The organism is Kitasatospora arboriphila (genome assembly GCF_039528095.1).
Lineage (GTDB): Bacteria > Actinomycetota > Actinomycetes > Streptomycetales > Streptomycetaceae > Kitasatospora > Kitasatospora arboriphila.
The window spans coordinates 1-17,314 of record NZ_BAAALD010000040.1 but is presented as its reverse complement, the minus strand read 5'-3'; the positions used below and the strand labels follow the sequence as shown (position 1 = coordinate 17,314).

General features: G+C 74.4%; 20 protein-coding genes. 13 read left to right on the top strand and 7 right to left on the bottom strand.

All coding sequences use genetic code 11. The features are described from left to right. The first annotated feature begins 1 nt into the window (after window position 1). On the top strand, window positions 2-349 hold the full coding sequence (locus ABD353_RS20840; protein WP_344625164.1) for a hypothetical protein: 348 nt from the start codon (window positions 2-4) through the stop codon (window positions 347-349). A 55-nt stretch (window positions 350-404) separates the two neighbouring features. On the opposite strand, the gene ABD353_RS20835 is transcribed toward ABD353_RS20840, so the two are convergent. Next, window positions 405-1,220: a hypothetical protein gene (locus ABD353_RS20835; RefSeq protein WP_344625163.1), complete on the bottom strand. Its 816-nt coding sequence runs from the start codon at window positions 1,218-1,220 to the stop codon at window positions 405-407. 127 nt (window positions 1,221-1,347) lie between these two features. On the opposite strand from ABD353_RS20835, the gene ABD353_RS20830 reads away from it, so the two are divergent. The 4 genes from ABD353_RS20830 to ABD353_RS20815 all read left to right on the top strand — a co-directional run bounded on the left by ABD353_RS20830 (window position 1,348) and on the right by ABD353_RS20815 (window position 7,349). Then, window positions 1,348-2,619 carry an MFS transporter gene (locus tag ABD353_RS20830; protein ID WP_344625162.1) on the top strand — a complete coding sequence of 424 codons (1,272 nt, stop codon included), beginning with the start codon at window positions 1,348-1,350 and terminating at the stop codon, window positions 2,617-2,619. A 472-nt stretch (window positions 2,620-3,091) separates the two neighbouring features. Continuing rightward, a complete protein-coding gene (fusA, locus tag ABD353_RS20825; protein WP_425555216.1) occupies window positions 3,092-5,209 on the top strand; it encodes an elongation factor G in 2,118 nt (705 codons plus the stop codon). A 275-nt stretch (window positions 5,210-5,484) separates the two neighbouring features. After that, window positions 5,485-6,546 carry a TIGR03617 family F420-dependent LLM class oxidoreductase gene (locus ABD353_RS20820; protein ID WP_344625161.1) on the top strand — a complete coding sequence of 354 codons (1,062 nt, stop codon included), beginning with the start codon at window positions 5,485-5,487 and terminating at the stop codon, window positions 6,544-6,546. A 71-nt stretch (window positions 6,547-6,617) separates the two neighbouring features. Continuing rightward, window positions 6,618-7,349: a TetR family transcriptional regulator gene (locus ABD353_RS20815; protein WP_425555215.1), complete on the top strand. Its 732-nt coding sequence runs from the start codon at window positions 6,618-6,620 to the stop codon at window positions 7,347-7,349. 84 nt (window positions 7,350-7,433) lie between these two features. On the opposite strand, the gene coaD is transcribed toward ABD353_RS20815, so the two are convergent. Further along, window positions 7,434-7,838, bottom strand: a complete 405-nt coding sequence (gene coaD, locus ABD353_RS20810; RefSeq protein ID WP_344625160.1) for a pantetheine-phosphate adenylyltransferase — start codon at window positions 7,836-7,838, stop codon at window positions 7,434-7,436. Between the two features lie 221 nt (window positions 7,839-8,059). Here coaD and ABD353_RS20805 point away from each other — a divergent pair, with 221 nt between their 5' ends. The 3 genes from ABD353_RS20805 to ABD353_RS20795 all read left to right on the top strand — a co-directional run bounded on the left by ABD353_RS20805 (window position 8,060) and on the right by ABD353_RS20795 (window position 9,557). Further along, a complete protein-coding gene (locus ABD353_RS20805; protein ID WP_344625159.1) occupies window positions 8,060-8,407 on the top strand; it encodes a hypothetical protein in 348 nt (115 codons plus the stop codon). A 68-nt stretch (window positions 8,408-8,475) separates the two neighbouring features. Next, window positions 8,476-9,222: a hypothetical protein gene (locus ABD353_RS20800; protein ID WP_344625158.1), complete on the top strand. Its 747-nt coding sequence runs from the start codon at window positions 8,476-8,478 to the stop codon at window positions 9,220-9,222. Next, window positions 9,219-9,557: a winged helix-turn-helix domain-containing protein gene (locus ABD353_RS20795; protein WP_344625157.1), complete on the top strand. Its 339-nt coding sequence runs from the start codon at window positions 9,219-9,221 to the stop codon at window positions 9,555-9,557. Before ABD353_RS20800 ends, ABD353_RS20795 begins: the two co-directional genes overlap by 4 nt. Before the next feature lie 108 nt (window positions 9,558-9,665). Here the strand turns inward: ABD353_RS20795 and ABD353_RS20790 are convergent, their stop codons facing one another. The 3 genes from ABD353_RS20790 to ABD353_RS20780 all read right to left on the bottom strand — a co-directional run bounded on the left by ABD353_RS20790 (window position 9,666) and on the right by ABD353_RS20780 (window position 12,234). Next, window positions 9,666-10,622, bottom strand: a complete 957-nt coding sequence (locus tag ABD353_RS20790; RefSeq protein WP_344625156.1) for an electron transfer flavoprotein subunit alpha/FixB family protein — start codon at window positions 10,620-10,622, stop codon at window positions 9,666-9,668. Window positions 10,623-10,670: 48 nt separating this feature from the next. Beyond that, on the bottom strand, window positions 10,671-11,456 hold the full coding sequence (locus ABD353_RS20785) for an electron transfer flavoprotein subunit beta/FixA family protein (RefSeq protein ID WP_425555214.1): 786 nt from the start codon (window positions 11,454-11,456) through the stop codon (window positions 10,671-10,673). A 367-nt stretch (window positions 11,457-11,823) separates the two neighbouring features. Beyond that, window positions 11,824-12,234 (bottom strand): TlpA family protein disulfide reductase, encoded by a 411-nt coding sequence (locus tag ABD353_RS20780; protein ID WP_344625155.1) that lies wholly within the window; start codon window positions 12,232-12,234, stop codon window positions 11,824-11,826. Window positions 12,235-12,515: 281 nt separating this feature from the next. Here ABD353_RS20780 and ABD353_RS20775 point away from each other — a divergent pair, with 281 nt between their 5' ends. The 5 genes from ABD353_RS20775 to ABD353_RS20755 all read left to right on the top strand — a co-directional run bounded on the left by ABD353_RS20775 (window position 12,516) and on the right by ABD353_RS20755 (window position 16,520). Beyond that, window positions 12,516-12,941 carry a DUF4395 domain-containing protein gene (locus tag ABD353_RS20775; protein WP_344625154.1) on the top strand — a complete coding sequence of 142 codons (426 nt, stop codon included), beginning with the start codon at window positions 12,516-12,518 and terminating at the stop codon, window positions 12,939-12,941. A 320-nt stretch (window positions 12,942-13,261) separates the two neighbouring features. Then, window positions 13,262-14,032, top strand: coding sequence for a lysophospholipid acyltransferase family protein (locus tag ABD353_RS20770; RefSeq protein ID WP_344625153.1), 771 nt, complete (start codon window positions 13,262-13,264; stop codon window positions 14,030-14,032). Between the two features lie 166 nt (window positions 14,033-14,198). Next, a complete protein-coding gene (locus tag ABD353_RS20765) occupies window positions 14,199-15,293 on the top strand; it encodes a TolB family protein (RefSeq protein ID WP_344625152.1) in 1,095 nt (364 codons plus the stop codon). A 53-nt stretch (window positions 15,294-15,346) separates the two neighbouring features. Further along, window positions 15,347-15,841, top strand: coding sequence for a DinB family protein (locus ABD353_RS20760; RefSeq protein ID WP_344625151.1), 495 nt, complete (start codon window positions 15,347-15,349; stop codon window positions 15,839-15,841). 121 nt (window positions 15,842-15,962) lie between these two features. After that, window positions 15,963-16,520 (top strand): histidine phosphatase family protein, encoded by a 558-nt coding sequence (locus tag ABD353_RS20755; RefSeq protein ID WP_344625150.1) that lies wholly within the window; start codon window positions 15,963-15,965, stop codon window positions 16,518-16,520. A 14-nt stretch (window positions 16,521-16,534) separates the two neighbouring features. On the opposite strand, the gene ABD353_RS20750 is transcribed toward ABD353_RS20755, so the two are convergent. Together ABD353_RS20750 and ABD353_RS20745 are read right to left on the bottom strand one after the other, a co-directional pair. Beyond that, window positions 16,535-16,852: a hypothetical protein gene (locus ABD353_RS20750; protein ID WP_344625149.1), complete on the bottom strand. Its 318-nt coding sequence runs from the start codon at window positions 16,850-16,852 to the stop codon at window positions 16,535-16,537. A 1-nt stretch (window position 16,853) separates the two neighbouring features. Then, window positions 16,854-17,249, bottom strand: coding sequence for a ribosomal maturation YjgA family protein (locus tag ABD353_RS20745; RefSeq protein ID WP_344625148.1), 396 nt, complete (start codon window positions 17,247-17,249; stop codon window positions 16,854-16,856). Window positions 17,250-17,314 lie beyond the last annotated feature (65 nt).

Sequence of the window (17,314 nt, the reverse complement as noted above, 5' to 3'; positions counted from 1 at the left end):
CGTGGCACTCGTGATCGGCCGGATCGAGCCCGGCTTCCTGGACGGCCACCCCGACAACGCCACCCTGATCCCGCTGCCGCCGCAGAACGGCGGCGCGGTCGGCTGGGGCCAGGTCTACCTGTCCTTCGGCTGCGACTTCGGCGACGCCCAGCTGCGCATCGCCGTCTGGAACGACACCTCCCGCTCCTGGCGGGTCTCCACCCTGACGGTCACCGCCGCGGCCGGCCGGGTCGGCGTGCCCGTCCAGGACGGCGACTCCAAGGTCTCCGTCGGCCGGGTGAAGGCCTCCGCCACCGACACCGGCCTCTGCCCGGTCGGCTACCTGATCGAGGTGATCCTCCGCGCCTGACCGGGTCCGTTCCGCCCGATCCGGGCCCCCTCCTCCGGGCCCGCCGGGCGGACGGTCAGCCGCGGGGCCGGAGCTGGTGCAGCGTGTAGCCGCGGCCCGCCGGGTCCAGCCGGCGGGTCGCCGTGGTGAACAGCTCGGCGGCCCGCCGGTAGGACAGCCGGCTGCGCCCGGTGTACGGGCAGCGGTCGCCCGCGGGGGTGCCGGCCGGCGCCCGGCGCTCGGTCAGCAGCAGCGGCCCGTCCGAGCGGCCCGCGATCAGCAACGGCAGCAGCCGTGCGCTGGACGCCCGCCACTGCACGGCCGGCCGGCCCGGGCGCGGGCGGCTGCAGCGGTGCAGCAGGTCGAGGTCGTCCACGTTCAGCGCCAGCACCGTCTCCACACCGGCGCCGCTCTCGTTCAGCAGCCGCCAGGTCAGCTTCTCGCGCAGCGGCACCCGCAGCGCCAGCACCGCGCGCAGCTCGTCCGGGCCCAGCGCCGCCCCGGACGGGTCCGGCAGCGGCGGCGGACGCAGACCGGCCGCGGGATCGGCGGTGAGCCAGCCCTGCCCCCGCCACCAGCCGAGCGCACCGCGCAGGATCGACAGCTCACGGTTGAGGGTCCGCGGATCGGCCTCCGCCGCGCGCCGGGCCAGCGCCGCCCGCAGCAGCCCCGCGGCGTCCGCGCCGTCCAGCACGGAGAGCGGCAGCACCGGCGGCACGGCACCCCGCCGCGCCGAACCCGCCGGCACCGGCCGACCGGCCAGCAGCCAGGACCAGTTCGCCAACGCGATCCGGTACACCCGCCGCGAGCCGTCGCCGAGCGGCGCCGCGGCGAGGTAGCCCTCCACGGCGACGGCGTACTCCACCGGTGCGGGGCTGTCGCAGTAAATCACCCCGTCATTAGAACACTGCAATCGCTCTCAACCTCCGCGGGGGTCGTTTACTGCGGCACTCGATCGTTGCGTCGCAAAGGCTCAGGAATGCTTGTGCGGCACGACTCAACACCGCAAGACTCGTCGCATGATCCCCGCCACCCCGGGCCGCTGGGCCCTGCTGCGCGAGCGCGCCTTCCGCCGCTACTGGCTCGGCCACACCACCTCGCTGCTGGGCTCGGCGATGGCCTCGGTCGCCGTCGCCTTCGCCGTCCTCGGCAGCGGCGGTGACGGCACCGCCCTCGGCGCCGTGATGGCCGCGCGGATCCTCCCCGTCGTCCTCGTCCTGCCGGTCGCCGGCATCGTCGCCGACCGGCTCGGTCCCCGCCGGGTGGCGCTCGCCGCCGACGTGCTGCGCTGCGCCGTACAGGCCGCCCTCGCCGCCCTGCTGCTGACCGACCGTCCGCCGCTGTGGGGCACGGCCGCGCTGGTCGCCCTCTGGGGCCTCGGCGAGGGCTTCGGCCTGCCGGCGCTCGGCGCCCTCGTCCCCGGCCTGGTCCGCGACCGGGCCCGCCTCGCCGACGCCAACAGCCTGCTCGGACTGGCCCGTTCGACCAGCACCGTGGCCGGCCCGGCGCTCGCCGGCCTGCTGGTGGCGGCCGACGGCCCCGCCGCCGTGCTCGACCTCGACGCCGCCTCCTACGCGGTCGGTGCGCTCGCCCTCGCCGCGGTCGCCGTGCCGGCCGTGCCGCGCGGCCCCGCCGACACGATCCTCGACGACCTGCGGCACGGCTGGACGGAATTCCGCTCCCGCACCTGGCTCTGGCTGACGACCGCCCAGACGGGCCTGTTCAACCTGCTGGTGTGGGCGCCGTTCGTGGTCATCGGCCCGCTGCTCGCCCAGCAGCGGCTCGGCGGCGCCGCCGCCTGGGGCACCGTGATGGCCGCCTACGGCGCCGGCGCCGTCCTCGGCGGGCTGCTGATGCTCGGACGCCGCCCCCGCCCGCCGCTGGCCGTCGCCGCCGCGGCCGCCACCGGCTGGGCACTGCCCTCCGCCGCGCTCGCCTCCGGCGCCGGCACCGGGTGGACCGCCTTCGCCGCGCTGGGCGCCGGGATCAGCACCGCCGTCTGCGACACGCTGTTCACCACCGCCACCCAGCAGCACGTGCCCGCCGAGGCGCTCGGCCGCGTCCACTCCTTCGAAGCGCTCGGCGCCTTCGTCCTCGGCCCGATCGGCCTCGCCGCCGCCGGCCCGCTCGCCGCCCGCCTCGGCGCCGCGCCCGTCCTCGGTCTCGGCGCCCTCTGGCAGGTCGCCGCCTGCGCGACCGTCCTCGCCGTCCCCGCCGTCCGCACCCTGCGCGCACCGACCGCCGCCGAACCCCGACCGACCGTCAGCCGGACCGTCCCGTCGACCGACTGACCGGACGTCGGGCCTGGACGTCGGACCCGGATGCCGGGGCCCGGACATGCGCGGTGGTGCGCGGTGGTGCGCGAAAAATGGCGTGCCCTCCGGCCGCCGCCGTCCCTAGACTCGCCGCGAGCCGCGCGCCACAGGTCAGGTGCGCGCCATGACGAGTCGAGGGGAGCAGAGCCGTGCGCAACCGCACCGCCGCCGTCGTCCCCTCCTCGCGCTACGAGGTGATCCTGGTGTCTTCGTCGACCCGGTGCAGGCTGCGCGGCCCGCACCGGAGGTCCGTGACGAACACCTGAGCCCAGCCTGCCTGCACCGACACCTCCGCCGGAGTCCCCGGCGAGGGCCGGCAGCACCGCGGCCGCACGCCGCGCCGACAGGCACCCGCCCGCCGCCCGCCCGACCGGGGCCCGGGGGACCGCTCCGTTCCGTCCGGAAATCGCGCCGCCCCATCTCCCGAACCACCGAAAGGCACCGGGCCGTGCGCACCGACCTGAACCGACCCACCGTCACCACCACTGCCGCCACCGCCGCCGCCGCCCGCCCCGCCGGGCTGCCGGCACGCGTCCGCAACCTGGGCATCCTCGCCCACGTCGACGCCGGCAAGACCACCGTCACCGAGCGGGTCCTCTACCTCACCGGCGCCGTCCACCGGCGCGGCGAGGTCCACGAGGGCACCACCGTCACCGACTTCGACCCGCAGGAACGCGACCGCGGCATCACCATCTTCGCCGCCGCCGTCAGCTGCTCCTGGGACGGCCACCGGATCAACCTGATCGACACCCCCGGACACGTCGACTTCTTCGACGAGGTCGAACGCTCGTTGCGCGTCCTGGACGGCGCCGTCGCCGTCTTCGACGCCGTCGCCGGCGTCGAACCGCAGAGCGAGGCCGTGTGGCGGCAGGCCGACCGGCACGGCGTGCCCCGGATCGCCTTCGTCAACAAGCTGGACCGCGCCGGCGCCGACCTCGACACCGCGGTCGCCTCCGTCCGGGACCGGCTCCACCCGGCCCCGCTGGCGGTGCAGATGCCGATCGGCCGCGAGGACGGCTTCACCGGCGTCGTCGACCTGCTCCGGATGCGTGCCCAGGTGTGGACCGACGGCCTCGACGGCTGCGAGGAGGGCCCCGTGCCCGAGACGCTCCGCGACGAGGCCGAACGGAGGCGGCGCGCCCTGGAGGAGGCCGTCGCCGAACTCCACCCGGCCGCCCTGGAGGAGTTCTGCACCCGTGGCACGCTCTCCGCCGAGAGCCTCGCCGCGGCCCTGCGCGACCTCACCCGCACCGGCGAGGCCGTCGTGGTGCTGTGCGGCTCCGCCTACCGCAACCGCGGCATCGAACCGCTGCTCCAGGCCGTCGTCGACTACCTGCCGTCCCCGCTGGACGTGCCGGCCGTCCGCGGCACCCTGGACGGCACCGAACAGCACCGGCCCGCCGACCCGGCGGCGCCGTTCGCCGCCCTTGCCTTCAAGGTCAACGCCACGGCCACCGGCCGCCTCACCTACCTCCGCGTCTACTCCGGAACCGTCACGAAGGGGGACACCGTGCTCGACACCGCCACCGGCCGCACCGAGCGGATCGCCCGCATCGTGCGGGTCCAGGCCGACCGGCACGCCGAGACCGACCACGCCACGGCCGGCGACATCGTCGCCGTCGTCGGCCCGAAGACGACCCGGGCGGGCGCCACCCTCTGCACCCCCGCGGCACCGCTCGTCCTCGAACCCCCGACCACCGCCGACCCGGTCGTCTCGGTCGCCGTCGAGGCCCGCCGCACCGCCGACACCGAACGGCTGGCGACGGCCCTCGCCCGGCTCGTCGAGGAGGACCCGTCCCTCACCGTCCGCACCGACCCCGAGACCGGACAGGTCCTGCTGTCCGGCATGGGGGAACTCCACCTGGAGGTCGCCGTGGAGAAGATCCGCCGCGCCAACGGCCCGGAGGTCGCCGTCGGCCGCCCCCAGGTCTCCTACCGGGAGACCGTCACCGGGGGCGTCACCGGGCTGGTCTACCGGCACGTCAAGCAGGACGGCGGCGCCGGCCAGTTCGCCCACCTCGTCCTCGACCTGGAACCGCTTGAGCCGGACCCGCAGTCCGGCCCGGACGGTGACACCGGGGCCGTCCGCTTCGAGTTCCGGTCCACCGTCACCGGCGGACGCGTCCCGCGCGAGTACGTCCAGGCGGTCGAGGCGGGCTGCCGCGACGCCCTCGCCGAGGGCCCGCTCGGCGGCCACCAGGTCACCGGCGTACGGGTCACGCTCACCGACGGCGCCACGCACGTCAAGGACTCCTCCGAGACGGCGTTCCGCACCGCCGGGCGGCTCGGCCTGCGGGAGGCGCTGCGCGCCGCCCGGACGATCCTGCTCGAACCGGTGGTCGAAGTCACCGCCACCGCACCCGACGACGCCGTCGGCGCGGTGATCGGCGACCTCGCGGCCCGCCGCGGACGGGTCACCGGACAGACCTCCCGGGCCGGCACGGCCCAGGTCACCGCCACCGTCCCGCTGGCCGAACTCTTCGGTTACGCGACCCGCCTGCGCAGCCGCACCCAGGGCCGCGGCACCTTCACCACCCGCCCCGCCGGCTACGCCCCCGCCCCCTGAGGGCGGGGCAAGGGGCGCGGGGGCGAACCCGAGGGGCGCGTGGGGGCACCTCCCGGCCGAAGGGCGGGGGAGAACTGTGTAATTGGGATGCGGGGCGCCGTACGGATCAGGCTCGGCCCGGATTGGTCACGATGCCCAGTCCCGGACTGCGCAGTTCCCCGCGCCCCTGGGTTGACCTCCTGCGCTCGTGAAACGGGGCCTCTTGAGCCCGTCATGATGGACACCGGCCGATCGCGATCACGCGCGGTCGGCCGGTGTCCCACGAGGAGAAGCCCATGCCCGAGACCCCCGCCCCGCTCCGCCTGGAGGCGACCTCCGTCGGCCGGCCGGCCGGCATCCCGGCCGCCGCCGCCGAGGCCGAGCGCCGGGGCATCGACCGCTTCACCCTCTCCGAGACCTCCTACGACCCCTTCCTCCAACTGGCCCGCGCAGCCGACCGCACGGAGGAGATCGAACTCGCCACCGGCGTGGCCATCGCCTTCGCCCGCACCCCGATGACCCTCGCCTACGAGGCCTGGGGCGTGCACGAGGCGTCCGGCGGCCGGGCCGTGGTGGGCCTCGGCTCCCAGGTGAAGCCGCACGTGGTGCGCCGCTTCGGCATGCCCTGGGACAGCCCGGCCGCCCGGATGACCGAGTACGTGGCCGCCGTCCGGGCGATCTGGCACAGCTGGCAGACCGGCGAGCGGCTCGCCTTCCGCGGCGACTTCTACAGCCACACCCTGATGACCCCGGTGTTCGCCCCGGAGCCGGTGGCGGCCGGCACCCCGCCGATCCTGCTGGCCGGTGTCGGCCCGCTGATGACGAGGGCGGCGGGCGCCGTCGCTGACGGCCTGATCTGCCACCCCTTCAGTTCGGTGCAGCACCTCGCCGGGACGGTGCTGCCCGCCGTGCGCGCCGCCCGCGCCGCGGCGGAGGCCGCCGCCGAGCCGTGGACGTCCCGCCCCTTCGAGGTGGTCGGCTCGGCGCTCACCGCCACCGGCCGCACCGAGGAGGAGCTGGCCGCCAGCGTCCGCGGGGTGCGCGAGCGGATCGCCTTCTACGCCTCCACCCCGGCCTACCGTCCCGTGCTGGAGGCACACGGCTGGGGCGGCCTGCACGACGAGCTGCACCCGCTCTCCGTCCGCGGCCGCTGGAAGGAGATGGGCGAACTGATCGACGACGAGGTGTTCGACGCCTTCGCCGTGGCGGGGGAGCCGGCCGAGGCCGCCCGGGAGATCCACCGCCGGTACACGGGCCTGGTCACCCGGCTCTCCGTGCACGCCCCGGACGGCGCCGACCCGGAGCTGGTGCTGGACGTCCTCGGTGCCGTCCGGCGGATCGACACCGCCTCGGGGTGATATGCAACACCGAGTACCTCCGCAGCAGTGCACTGAGTGCCCTGCCGTGCGATTGGTGCTAGGTTCACGGCATGAGCAACCCGCAGAAGACCGAGGGGGAGGCCGCGGCCACCACCGGGAAGCCCGCGATGCGCGACTCCCTGATCGCGGCCGCCTTCCAGCTCTTCCTCGACCGGGGCTACGAGCAGACCACCATCGACGACATCGTCGGCCTGGCCGGCGTCGGCCGCCGCTCGTTCTTCCGCTACTTCCCCTCCAAGGAGGACGTGGTCTTCCCCGACCACGAGCAGTGCCTGGCCGACATGACGGCCTTCCTGCAGGACAGTGCGGACACCGACGACCCCGTCCTCAAGGTCTGCGACGCCGCCCGGCTCGTCCTGCGGATGTACGCCGAGAACCCGACGTTCTCGGTGCAGCGCTACCGCCTCACCCGGAAGGTCCCGGGCCTGCGCGCCTACGAACTCTCCGTGGTCTGGCGCTACGAGCGCACCCTCGCCGACTACCTGCGCGGCCGGTTCGCCGCCCGCAAGGACGGCACCCTGCGCGCCGACGTGGTCGCCGCGGCCGTGGTCGCCGCGCACAACCACGGCCTGCGTTCCTGGCTGCGCGCCAACGGCCAGGGCGACGCCGAGGCCGAGGTGGACCACGCCCTCGAGTACGTCCGCAACGCCTGGCCCGCCAAGCCGCAGGCCCAGCCGGCCGTCGAAGAGGAGGAGGACGACGTGGTGGTCGTCATCGCCAAGCGCAGCACCCCGATGTGGCGCGTCGTCAGGGACGTCGAGGCGAGCCTCCGCCGCGACTGAACGGAAGCAAGGGGGAACGGGTGTGCCTGGTCCGGGAGACGGGCCGACAGCTCGTCCTGGCGCGGTACGCCGCCGGCCCGAGGTCTAACCCATCGCGGTGACGAGGGTGGAGGAGACGTGGCGCAGGGCGGGGTCTGCGGTGATGAAGAACGTTTCGACTCCGGCCAGTCGGTGGTTCATGCGGGCCATCGGCATCTCGTGGTCCAGGTCGTGGATGCCGCGGACTCCGCGGACGACGACGTCGATTCCGGCTCGGCGGCAGTAGTCGGCCAGCAGGCCGCCGGTGTGCGAGTCGACGGTGACGTTGCCCAGGTCGGCTGCTGCCGCGCGGAGCCGGTCCAGCCGTTCGGCGACGGGGAAGCGGCCGGTCTTGCTCGGATTGGCCATCACGCAGACGACGACCTCGTCGAACAGGAGGGCGGCGCGGCGGAGAACGTCCCGGTGTCCTCGGGTGACCGGGTCGAAGGATCCCGGGAAGAGGGCTCGCATGATCGGGAAGAGTAACAAGCGCCCGGCCGAGGGGTGTCCCGTTCTCGGGGGTTCCGGCATCATGGCGGGCGTGACCGCAGACCGAAAGGCCCGTGCCGCGTAGGCGGCCCGGCGTGCTCCGCGCCGATCGACGACATGACCCGCGTGCCCGGGGCGATCCGCCGCAGGGCCGCATCCGTTGGCTCTCGGCCCGCACCAGCCTGGCGGTGCATCGTGTCGAGGTGCTCTCGACGGACTACTACGTGTTCCCCGGTGCCACGGCGTGGGCGTTGCGGCAGTACCGGGACTTCGCCCTGTCGCCGGGACGCCGTCCCCTGTACCCGCAGGACGCGGAGTGCCCGTGCCGCGGGTGTTCCTTCGACGACGTGCGGCACGCGCGGGACGTCCTCGACGAGGTCGTGCGGGAGCTGCCCGGCGGTGCTCGCGAGGAGCTGAGGCGTCGGGTGGCCGTGCTGGACGCCGCCTACCTCCGGCGCACCCTGCCGGACCCCTTCGCCGACCGGCGGCAGTGGCGCCCCGATCGCTGGCGGCGCCGCCGTCTCGCGGGCGGAAGGGAGAGCCCGGTGTGAGTCCCGCCGACCGGTGCCCCCGGGTGATGTCTCTTGCCCAAAATGGTTTGTGATGCAAAGCTGACTGCATGACAGATGCCACGGTGCCGTCGTCGGGCACCCCTCGTGACGTCCTCGCCGGCCTCGACGCCCTGACCCGCAAGGTCCGTGCCGCGCAACGCGGTACCTGGTTCCCCCTGCTGCTGCTCGGCCTGCTCACGCTGGGCGGCGTCCTGGTCGGCCGCCTCACCTTCGAGGTCTCGACCGTGCCCTGCCCGGCGGCCGAGGCCGCGGCAGGCGCCGGCTGCACCCTGATCAAGCAGGGCTCGCCGGTCTACTGGCCCGTCGGACTCGCCCTCGCCTACGCCGCGACGGCGTTCTTCTACATCCGGCGCTCCCGCAACCGGGGCGTCGGCACCCCCGTCCGGCCGTACGTCCTCACCGGGATCGTCCTGGTCGGGGTCGTGAGCGCGACCGCGTACTGGAGCACGCGCCAGGGCGTGCCGCAGCCCGGCGACCCGGTCGACCTCTGGGGTCTGCGCCTCGACCCCGACTCCGGGGTGACGAGGTTCGTCGAGCGCCTCAACGGGAACGCCGCAGCCGTCGGACTGCCGCTGCTCGTGCTCGCCCGGGTGGAGCGCAGCCGCGCACTGCTGCTGCTCGCCGCGGTGTACCTGGCGATCGAACTGGTCCCGCTCACCACCGGCTGGGCGGGGATCGACGCCGCCTCGCCCTGGTCCGTGCTGCCCCGCTACGGCGTGCCCGGCGCGCTGCTGCTGCTCGGGGCCCTCGGGTTCGGCCTGGCCGAGCTGTCCGGCAGGCGCCGCGCGGCATGAGCGACGAGCCCGAGCAGCATCCCGTCAACGGCCTGGACGACGTGGTCCACCAACGCGTCCGGCTGGGCATCCTGACCGTCGCCCACCAGGCGCGCCGCGTCGAGTTCGGCTTCCTGCGCACGACCCTCGGCCTCACCGCCGGCAACCTCAGCCAGCACCTGGCCGTCCTGGAGAAGGCCGGCCTGGTCGAGATCGAGAAGGGCTACGAGGGCAGGCGCGCCCGCACCTGGCTCTCCCTCACCCCGGCCGGCGACCGCGCCCTCCGCGAGGAGGTCGCCCAGCTCAAGCGCCTCATCCAGCAGATCGAGCAGGCCGACCCGGCCGCGGAGTCCTGACCGCGGAGTCCTGGCCGCGGCGAGGACGCGGGAACGCCCGACCGGGAAGCCCGGTCGGGCGTTCTGCGTGCGGTCCCGCGCGGCCCGGACGGCCGGGCCGCGGTCGGGTCAGCGGCCCTTGGCCTCGGCGGTGAGCTGGGGCAGGACGGTGAACAGGTCGCCGACGACGCCGTAGTCGACGAGCTCGAAGATCGGGGCCTCGGGGTCCTTGTTGACCGCGACGATGGTCTTCGAGGTCTGCATGCCGGCGCGGTGCTGGATCGCGCCGGAGATGCCCGCGGCGACGTACAGCTGCGGGGAGACCTGCTTGCCGGTCTGGCCGACCTGGTTGGTGTGCGGGTACCAGCCGGCGTCGACGGCGGCGCGGGAGGCGCCGACGGCGGCACCGAGCGCGTCGGCGAGGTCCTCGACGACGGCGAAGCCCTCGGCGGCGCCGACGCCGCGGCCACCGGAGACCACGATCGCGGCCTCGGTCAGCTCGGGGCGGCCGGAGGCGACGCGCGGGGTGCGGGCGGTGACGGTGGCCGCGTTGCCGGTGAGGGCGACGGTGACCTGCTCGACGGTGCCGGCGGCCGGCGCCGGCTCGGGGGCGGCGGCGTTCGGCTTGACGGTGATCACCGGGGTGCCGGTGGTCACGGTCGACTTGACCTGGAAGGACGCGGCGAACACCGACTGGGTGGCGACCGGGCCGCTCTCGCCGGCCTCCAGGTCGACGGCGTCGGTGATGATGCCGGAGCCCAGCCGCAGCGCGACCCGGGCGGCGACCTCCTTGCCCTCGCCGGAGGAGGTGACCAGCACCGCGGCGGCGCCGCTGTTCTTGGCGATCTGGGTGAGGGCGTCGACCTTCGGGACCACCAGCTGGGTGGCGAACTCGTCGGCGTCGGCGGTGTAGACCTTGGCGGCGCCGTACTCGGCGGCCTTGGCGGCGATGTCGGCCGCGGCCGCGCCGGCGCCGAGGACGACGGCGGAGGGCTCGCCGATCCGGCGGGCCAGGGTCAGCAGTTCGAGGGCCGGCTTGCGGACCACGCCGTCGGCGTGGTCCACGAGAACCAGGATCTCAGCCATGATTCGTTGCTCCTGATCGTTCGTTGGATGCGCGCGTGCGGCGTGGGCTCAGATGAACTTCTGCTCGGCGAGGTAGGCGGCGAGCTGCTTGCCGCCCTCGCCCTCGTCCTTGACGACGGTGCCGGCGGTGCGGGCCGGGCGGGCGGTGATGTCGGCGACCTCGGTCCAGGAGCCGGCCAGGCCGACCTCGTCGGCGTCGATGCCCAGGTCGTCCAGGTCGAGCTCGGTGACGGGCTTCTTCTTCGCGGCCATGATGCCCTTGAACGAGGGGTAGCGGGCCTCGCCGGACTGGTCGGTGACCGACACGACGGCCGGCAGCGCGGCCTCGACCTGCTCGGTCGCGGCGTCGCCGTCGCGGCGGCCCTTGACCACGCCGCCCTCGACCGACACCTCGGACAGCAGGGTGGCCTGCGGCACGCCCAGCCGCTCGGCGAGCAGCGCCGGCAGCACACCCATCGTGCCGTCGGTGGAGGCCATGCCGCACACCACCAGATCGAAGCCGGTGTTCTCCAGCGCCTTCGCCAGGACCGCGGAGGTGCCGATCACGTCCGAGCCGTGGATGTCCTCGTCGTTGACGTGCACGGCCTTGTCCGCACCCATCGACAGGGCCTTGCGCAGCGCGTCCTTCGCATCGTCCGGACCCACGGTCAGCACCGTCACCTCGGCGTCGCCGGAGGCCTCCGCGATCCGCAGCGCCTGCTCCACGCCGTACTCGTCCAGCTCCGACAGGAGGCCGTCCACGCCCTCCCGGTCGGTGGTGGTGTCGTCCGCGAAGCGACGGTCACCGGTCGCGTCGGGCACGTACTTCACACAGACAACGATCCTCAAGCTCACGGCCTGTCTCCTGTACTGGTCCTGTCCGGCGGCTGCGGCTGTGCAGTCGGGCGGAACGCACGTTCCTGCCCGCACGCGGGCCGCGTCTTCCTGTGCCCGTCCGGAACTTCCTGGCAGCATACTCGCCAGTAGCTCAAACAGGCTACTGGCGAGTAGCTTAGCGCTGCGACGCCCCGGACGGGGTGTCCCGACCGCCGCCGCACTCCCTGGCCGGCAGGCTTCCGGGACGGCTGCACTGCCGTCTGCGCCCATCCTGCCCCAGGCGGCGCCCGGTACCACCTGACCGGGCGGCAGATCCGCTGTGAGATTGAAGGTCTTGACAACGCCGACGATGATCGGCGCGGCCGTCACCGCCCGTCCGGGCCGGTCAGACCGCCTCTCCGAGCGCCGCGACGACGTCCGCCCGGCGCGGCTGGCCCGCGGCGCGGCGGATCACCCGGCCGGTCGCATCGAGCACCAGTACGGTCGGCGTGCGCAGGATGTCCAGCCGGCGCACCAGGTCGAGCCTGGACTCGGCGTCGATCTCCACGTGGGCCACGCCCTCGACCATCCCCGACACCTCGGCGAGCACCCGGCGGGTCGCCCGGCACGGCTGGCAGAACGCGGTGGAGAACTGCACCAGCGTCGCCCGGTCCCCCAGTTCGCCGCCCAGGTCCGCCGCCGTGAGCCGCACCGCCGCCCCGTCCTTCACCCGCAGCCTTCCGTCCCGGTGCGCGCGCAGCAGCCCGAAGGCGCTCGCCAGCACCAGCACCGCACCGCACACCACCCAACCGGTCATCGCTCCAGTGTCCCGCACCGCTGCGGAGCCTCCGGAACCCGCACCCCTCCGGAACCCGCTCCACCAGGTGGACACCGTTCGCCCCGCGTCCCCGCCGGCCCTACCATCGCCGGATGGACTCGCCCCGACCCCGACTGCCCCGGCTGACCACCCGCCGGGTGGTCGACCTGTGCCGGGCCACCGCGTCGCGCTGTCGCTGACCGCGGCCGCCCCGGGCTTCGGAGAAGCCCCGGGATGCCGGCCAGGTGTCCCCGACCGGTTCGCGTCCCAGGAGTCCCTTCGTGCTGATCGACCCGCGCGGCCAGCGCTTCGCCGCCGCGCTCACCTCCGTCGTCCTCGCCGCCGCCCTGATCACCGGCAGCGGCGCCCTGCTCGCCCTGCAGGCCGTCGTCTTCGCCGTCGGCGCCCTCGCCGGCCTGCAGCGCTCGCCGTACGGCCTGCTCTTCCGGGTGCTCGTCCGACCCCGGCTCGCCCCGCCGCGGGAACTGGAGGACGCCCGGCCGCCGCGCTTCGCCCAGGCCGTCGGCCTCGCCTTCGCGCTCGTCGGCACCCTCGGCTTCCTGTCCGGCGCCGACTGGCTGGGCCTCGCCGCCACCGGGCTGGCCCTCGCCGCGGCCTTCCTCAACGCCGCCTTCGGGTACTGCCTCGGCTGCGAGGCGTACCTGCTGCTGCGGCGCGGCACCGACCGCGTCGGCGCACGGGCCTGACCCGTCCCGGCCGCCGCCCTGCCGCCGTCCTGCCGCCGGTCACGGCCGTAGGACGGCCGCAGGCCGGGGCGGCCGGCCGGAGTGACCCGCCGGAGTGACCGCCACCGGTCACCGGGTGAGACACAGCTCTCACGTGACGTAAGCCTCGCCGCCGATTCCCGCCCCGCGGACGCCGCCGCGTGACATCGGGCACGTCTTCGGGGGATCATCGGGCTGAAACACCCGTGGCCGCCGCGGCGTGCCGCGCCCTCGCCGGTCGGCCCCGACGGCCCGGGTACCTCCGGACCGGGCATCAGGCCCGACGAGAAGTAGGGCTGACCGTGGCTGAGTTCGTGTACCCGCCGGTGATCCGCGCCGCCTTGACCGCGTTCAAGGCGCTCGACCTGCGCGTCTCCGTCGTCGGAGCCGAGCACGTCCCCGCGACGGGCGGCGCCGTCCTGGTGAGCAATCACATCAGCTACCTCGACTTCATCTTCGCCGGCCTCGGCCCCTGGCGCGGCGGCAAGCGGCTCACCCGCTTCATGGCCAAGGACGACGTCTTCAAGCACCGCATCTCCGGCCCGCTGATGCGCGGCATGCGGCACATCCCGGTGGACCGCACCGACGGCCAGCCCGCCTACGACGCCGCCGTCAAGGCGCTGCGCGAGGGCGAGATCGTCGGCGTCTTCCCCGAGGCCACGATCAGCCGCTCCTTCATGCTCAAGAAGTTCAAGACCGGCGCCGCCCGGATGGCCGCCGACTCCGGCGCACCGCTGCTGCCCGTGATCCTCTGGGGCACCCAGCAACTGTGGACCAAGGGCCGCCCCAAGACCCTCACCAAGCGGCACGTCCCGATCACCGTCATGATCGGCGAGCCGATCGAGCTCACCCCGCAGGACAAGCCGGTCATGGTCACCCGCCGCCTGCGCGCGGCCATGAGCGAGATGTTGGACCGCGCCCAGCGCGAGTACCCCGCCAAGCCGTCCGGCGAGGACGACACCTGGTGGGTCCCGGCCCACCTCGGCGGCACCGCGCCCACCCTGGAGGAGGCCGAGGCCGCCGAGGCCGCAGAGGCCGCCGCCAAGGCGGAGCGTGCGGGCGAGTCCGGCTGACCCTCCCGCCCGGCGTACGGACCGCTCGGCGTACGGACCGCTCGTCCCGTACGCCGGGCGGCCGGTCGCATGCGCACCATGCGCGTGTCACCGACGGCACGGCATCCCCGATCTGACACAGTGGCAGCTCTCGCGGGGGGCTCGACCGCTTCGGGGGGCCGACCCGGTGACGGAGACCAACCACGTGCTGTACCGCACCCGACCGACCGTCCGGCTCGCCGCCGGAGCCCTGACCGCCCTCGCCCTGCTCCCGGGCTGTGCGGCGGATCCACCGCCCCGGCCCGAGGGCGCCCCCTCTCCCCTGTACGGCGGCGGCGACACCAACGGCCTCATCGCCGGCCGCATGTACCTCGACGGCGAGAAGCAGACCAGTGCGGTCTTCACCGTGGCCCCCGACGGCAGCGGGCTGCACCAGATCACCCGGCCCGACCCGAACACCCTGGACGACCACCCCGACTGGTCGCCCGACGGTACGGCCGTCGCCTTCGACCGGACCGTCGGCAGCGGCACCGCCCGGATCTGGACCGTCGCTCCCGACGGCTCCGCCGCCCGGCGGCTGCCGGCCGTCTGCCAGGAGGGCGACCCGTCCTGCCAGGTGGAGGAGGAGAGCGCCCCCGCGTACTCGCCCGACGGCAGCCGCATCGCCTTCGGCCGCGGCTGGGGCGCCGTCGACACCTCCGCGGACCAGATCCAGTACAGCGACATCTACGTGATGGACGCGACCGGCGCGAACCCCCGCCGGCTCACCACCCTCACCCAGGACCAGCCCTACGCCGGGGACGTCGACGACCCGGCGTGGTCCCCCGACGGCAGCCGGCTGGTGTTCTCCTTCCGGACCGGCGACTCGGGCCGGCCCGCCGACTCCCGCGCCCTGTTCATCGTGAACAGCGACGGCAGCGGGCTCCGCCAACTCACCCCCTGGGACCTGCGGGCCGGCGACCGTGCCAACTGGTCGCCCGACGGCAGCCGGATCGTCTTCACCACGTACCCGCCCGGCCCCGACGCCACCCCGGGAGGCGGCATCTACACGATCAACCCCGACGGCAGCGCCACCACCACCCTGCTGTCCGGCTCCCCCGACGTCTTCTACGGCGTCCCCTCCTACGCGCCGGACGGCACCGCCATCGCCTTCGCCAAGGCGACCCTCCCGGGCCAGGCCGACATCTTCACCATGCATCCGGACGGCACCGCCGTCACCCCCGTGACCCGGACCGCCGACACCTGGGAGAGCCGCCCCAACTGGGGCACCGCAGCGCCCTGACCGGCAGCCCCGGACGCCACGCCCCTGCCGGCCACTCGGTAGGGTCGTGGCGCATGACGTCACCTCAGCTCTCCACCGCCACCGAGCGGGACGCCCTCTGCGGGTTCCTCGACAAGCAGCGGGCCGCCCTGCTCCGCACCCTGGACGGAGTCTCCGAGGAGGACGCCCGGAAGGCGCCCACCGCGAGCTCCCTCAGCCTGCTCGGCCTGCTGAAGCACAACGCCCTCTGGGAGCGCCGCTGGTTCCAGGTGATCCTGGCCGGCCGGCACTTCCCCGACGAGTGGCCGCACGTCGAGGACGGTGCGGAGGACGACTTCGTCCTCGGCGAGCACGACGCCCTCCCGCACTGGCTCGCGTACTACCAGGAGCAGGTGGCCACCGCCCGCGGGATCGTCGCCGCCACCGACCTCGACGCACCCTGTGCCTGGCCGAAGCTCGCCCACCGCAACCTCCGGTGGGTCCTCCTCCACATGATCGAGGAGGTCGCCCGCCACGCGGGCCACGCCGACATCATCCGCGAGACCCTCGACGGCACCCGCAGCAGCTGAGGCCCGCCTGGACGAGGGCTTCTGACGTCGTCTCCGGCATGGCCGCGCCGGCCGCGGGGAAGCCCCCACCATGAGCCGCCCCCGCGGATCATGCACGGATCCCACTCCCCCGAGGACCTGGATGGCCGTCGACCTCGTCTACGAATCGCACTCCACCACCACCGACAACGAAGCCGGCATCGCCACCGGACGGCTCCCGGGCCGGCTGTCCGACCTGGGCCGGCGTCAGGCCGTCGAACTGGGCGAACGCCGACGCGGCGACGGATTCGCCGCGGTGTTCACCTCGGACCTGCACCGGGCCGTGGAGACAGCAGCCCTCGCCTTCCCCGACGGCCGACCGCCCGTCCAGCAGGACCGGCGGCTCCGCGAGTGCGACTACGGCGAGCTGAACGGCGGTCCCGCCGCACACGTCGCCGCACGCCGGACCGCCTGCCTCGACGCGCCCTTCCCCGGCGGGCAGAGCTACCGCCAGGTCGTACGGGCCACCGCCGACTTCCTCCAGGAGGTGGCCGCCACGTACGACGGCCGCCGGATCCTGCTGATCGCCCACTCCGCCAACCGGTGGGCCCTGGACTTCCTGCTCACCGGAGTCCCCCTGGAGGAGATCCTCCGGGATCCCCCGGCCTGGCGCCCGGGCTGGCACTACACCGTGCCCGCGGGCTGGGCCCCACCGCCGTGACCGGCCGTCAGTCCTCACCCCTCATCGAACGGCTCGTCACTCCAGCGGAACCACGCCTGGTCGCCGTCGATGTGCAGCAGGAACTCCGCGACCGGCCCCTCCGGGGAGGAGAGCGTCAGCGCCTCGGCGATCCGGTCGTACGCCTCGTCGAAACGCTCCTCGTACTCCTCGGCCTCCAGCAGGGCGAGCGTCTCGGCGAACCACGGCGCCACCGCGGGGTAGCCCGGCCCGGGACGGAACGTCCCCGCCAGCCAAGGGAAGTCGGCCTCGCCGATCTCGATCTCGCCGACGAGCTCCGCCCCTCGCCTCAACCGCCAGACCTCGCCGTGCATCTCAGTGCTCCTCCCCTGGCGTGGTCCGTATCCTGCCACGGCTGCGGACCAGGCCCCGGTGGACCGCCCAGCAGCCTCCCGCACCGACGGCGTACCAGAACAGATCCGGCACGTTGAACGTCGACCCCAGGACGAGCCGCGCCACCGTGCTCTCCGCCGACCACCGCGCCGGCAGGCCCGTCATCTGGAAGAACTCCACACACCAACTCAGCAGCAGTGCCACCCCGGCGGCCCTGCCCGGCCTGATCCGCGGCGCCACCATCACCACCAGGACGTACACGAGCACGGTGTACAGCGCATCACCGCCGTACTTCGCCACCGCCCCGCTGCCCACGGCCCGTAGTCCCAGCCCCGCGACCACGGTCAGCACGCCGGCCAGAGCCGCACCCCAACGCATTCCACGCACCCTGCGCTCCCCCTCGGAAATGCGAGAAGCCCCGCCCGGTGTCCCCGGGCGGGGCT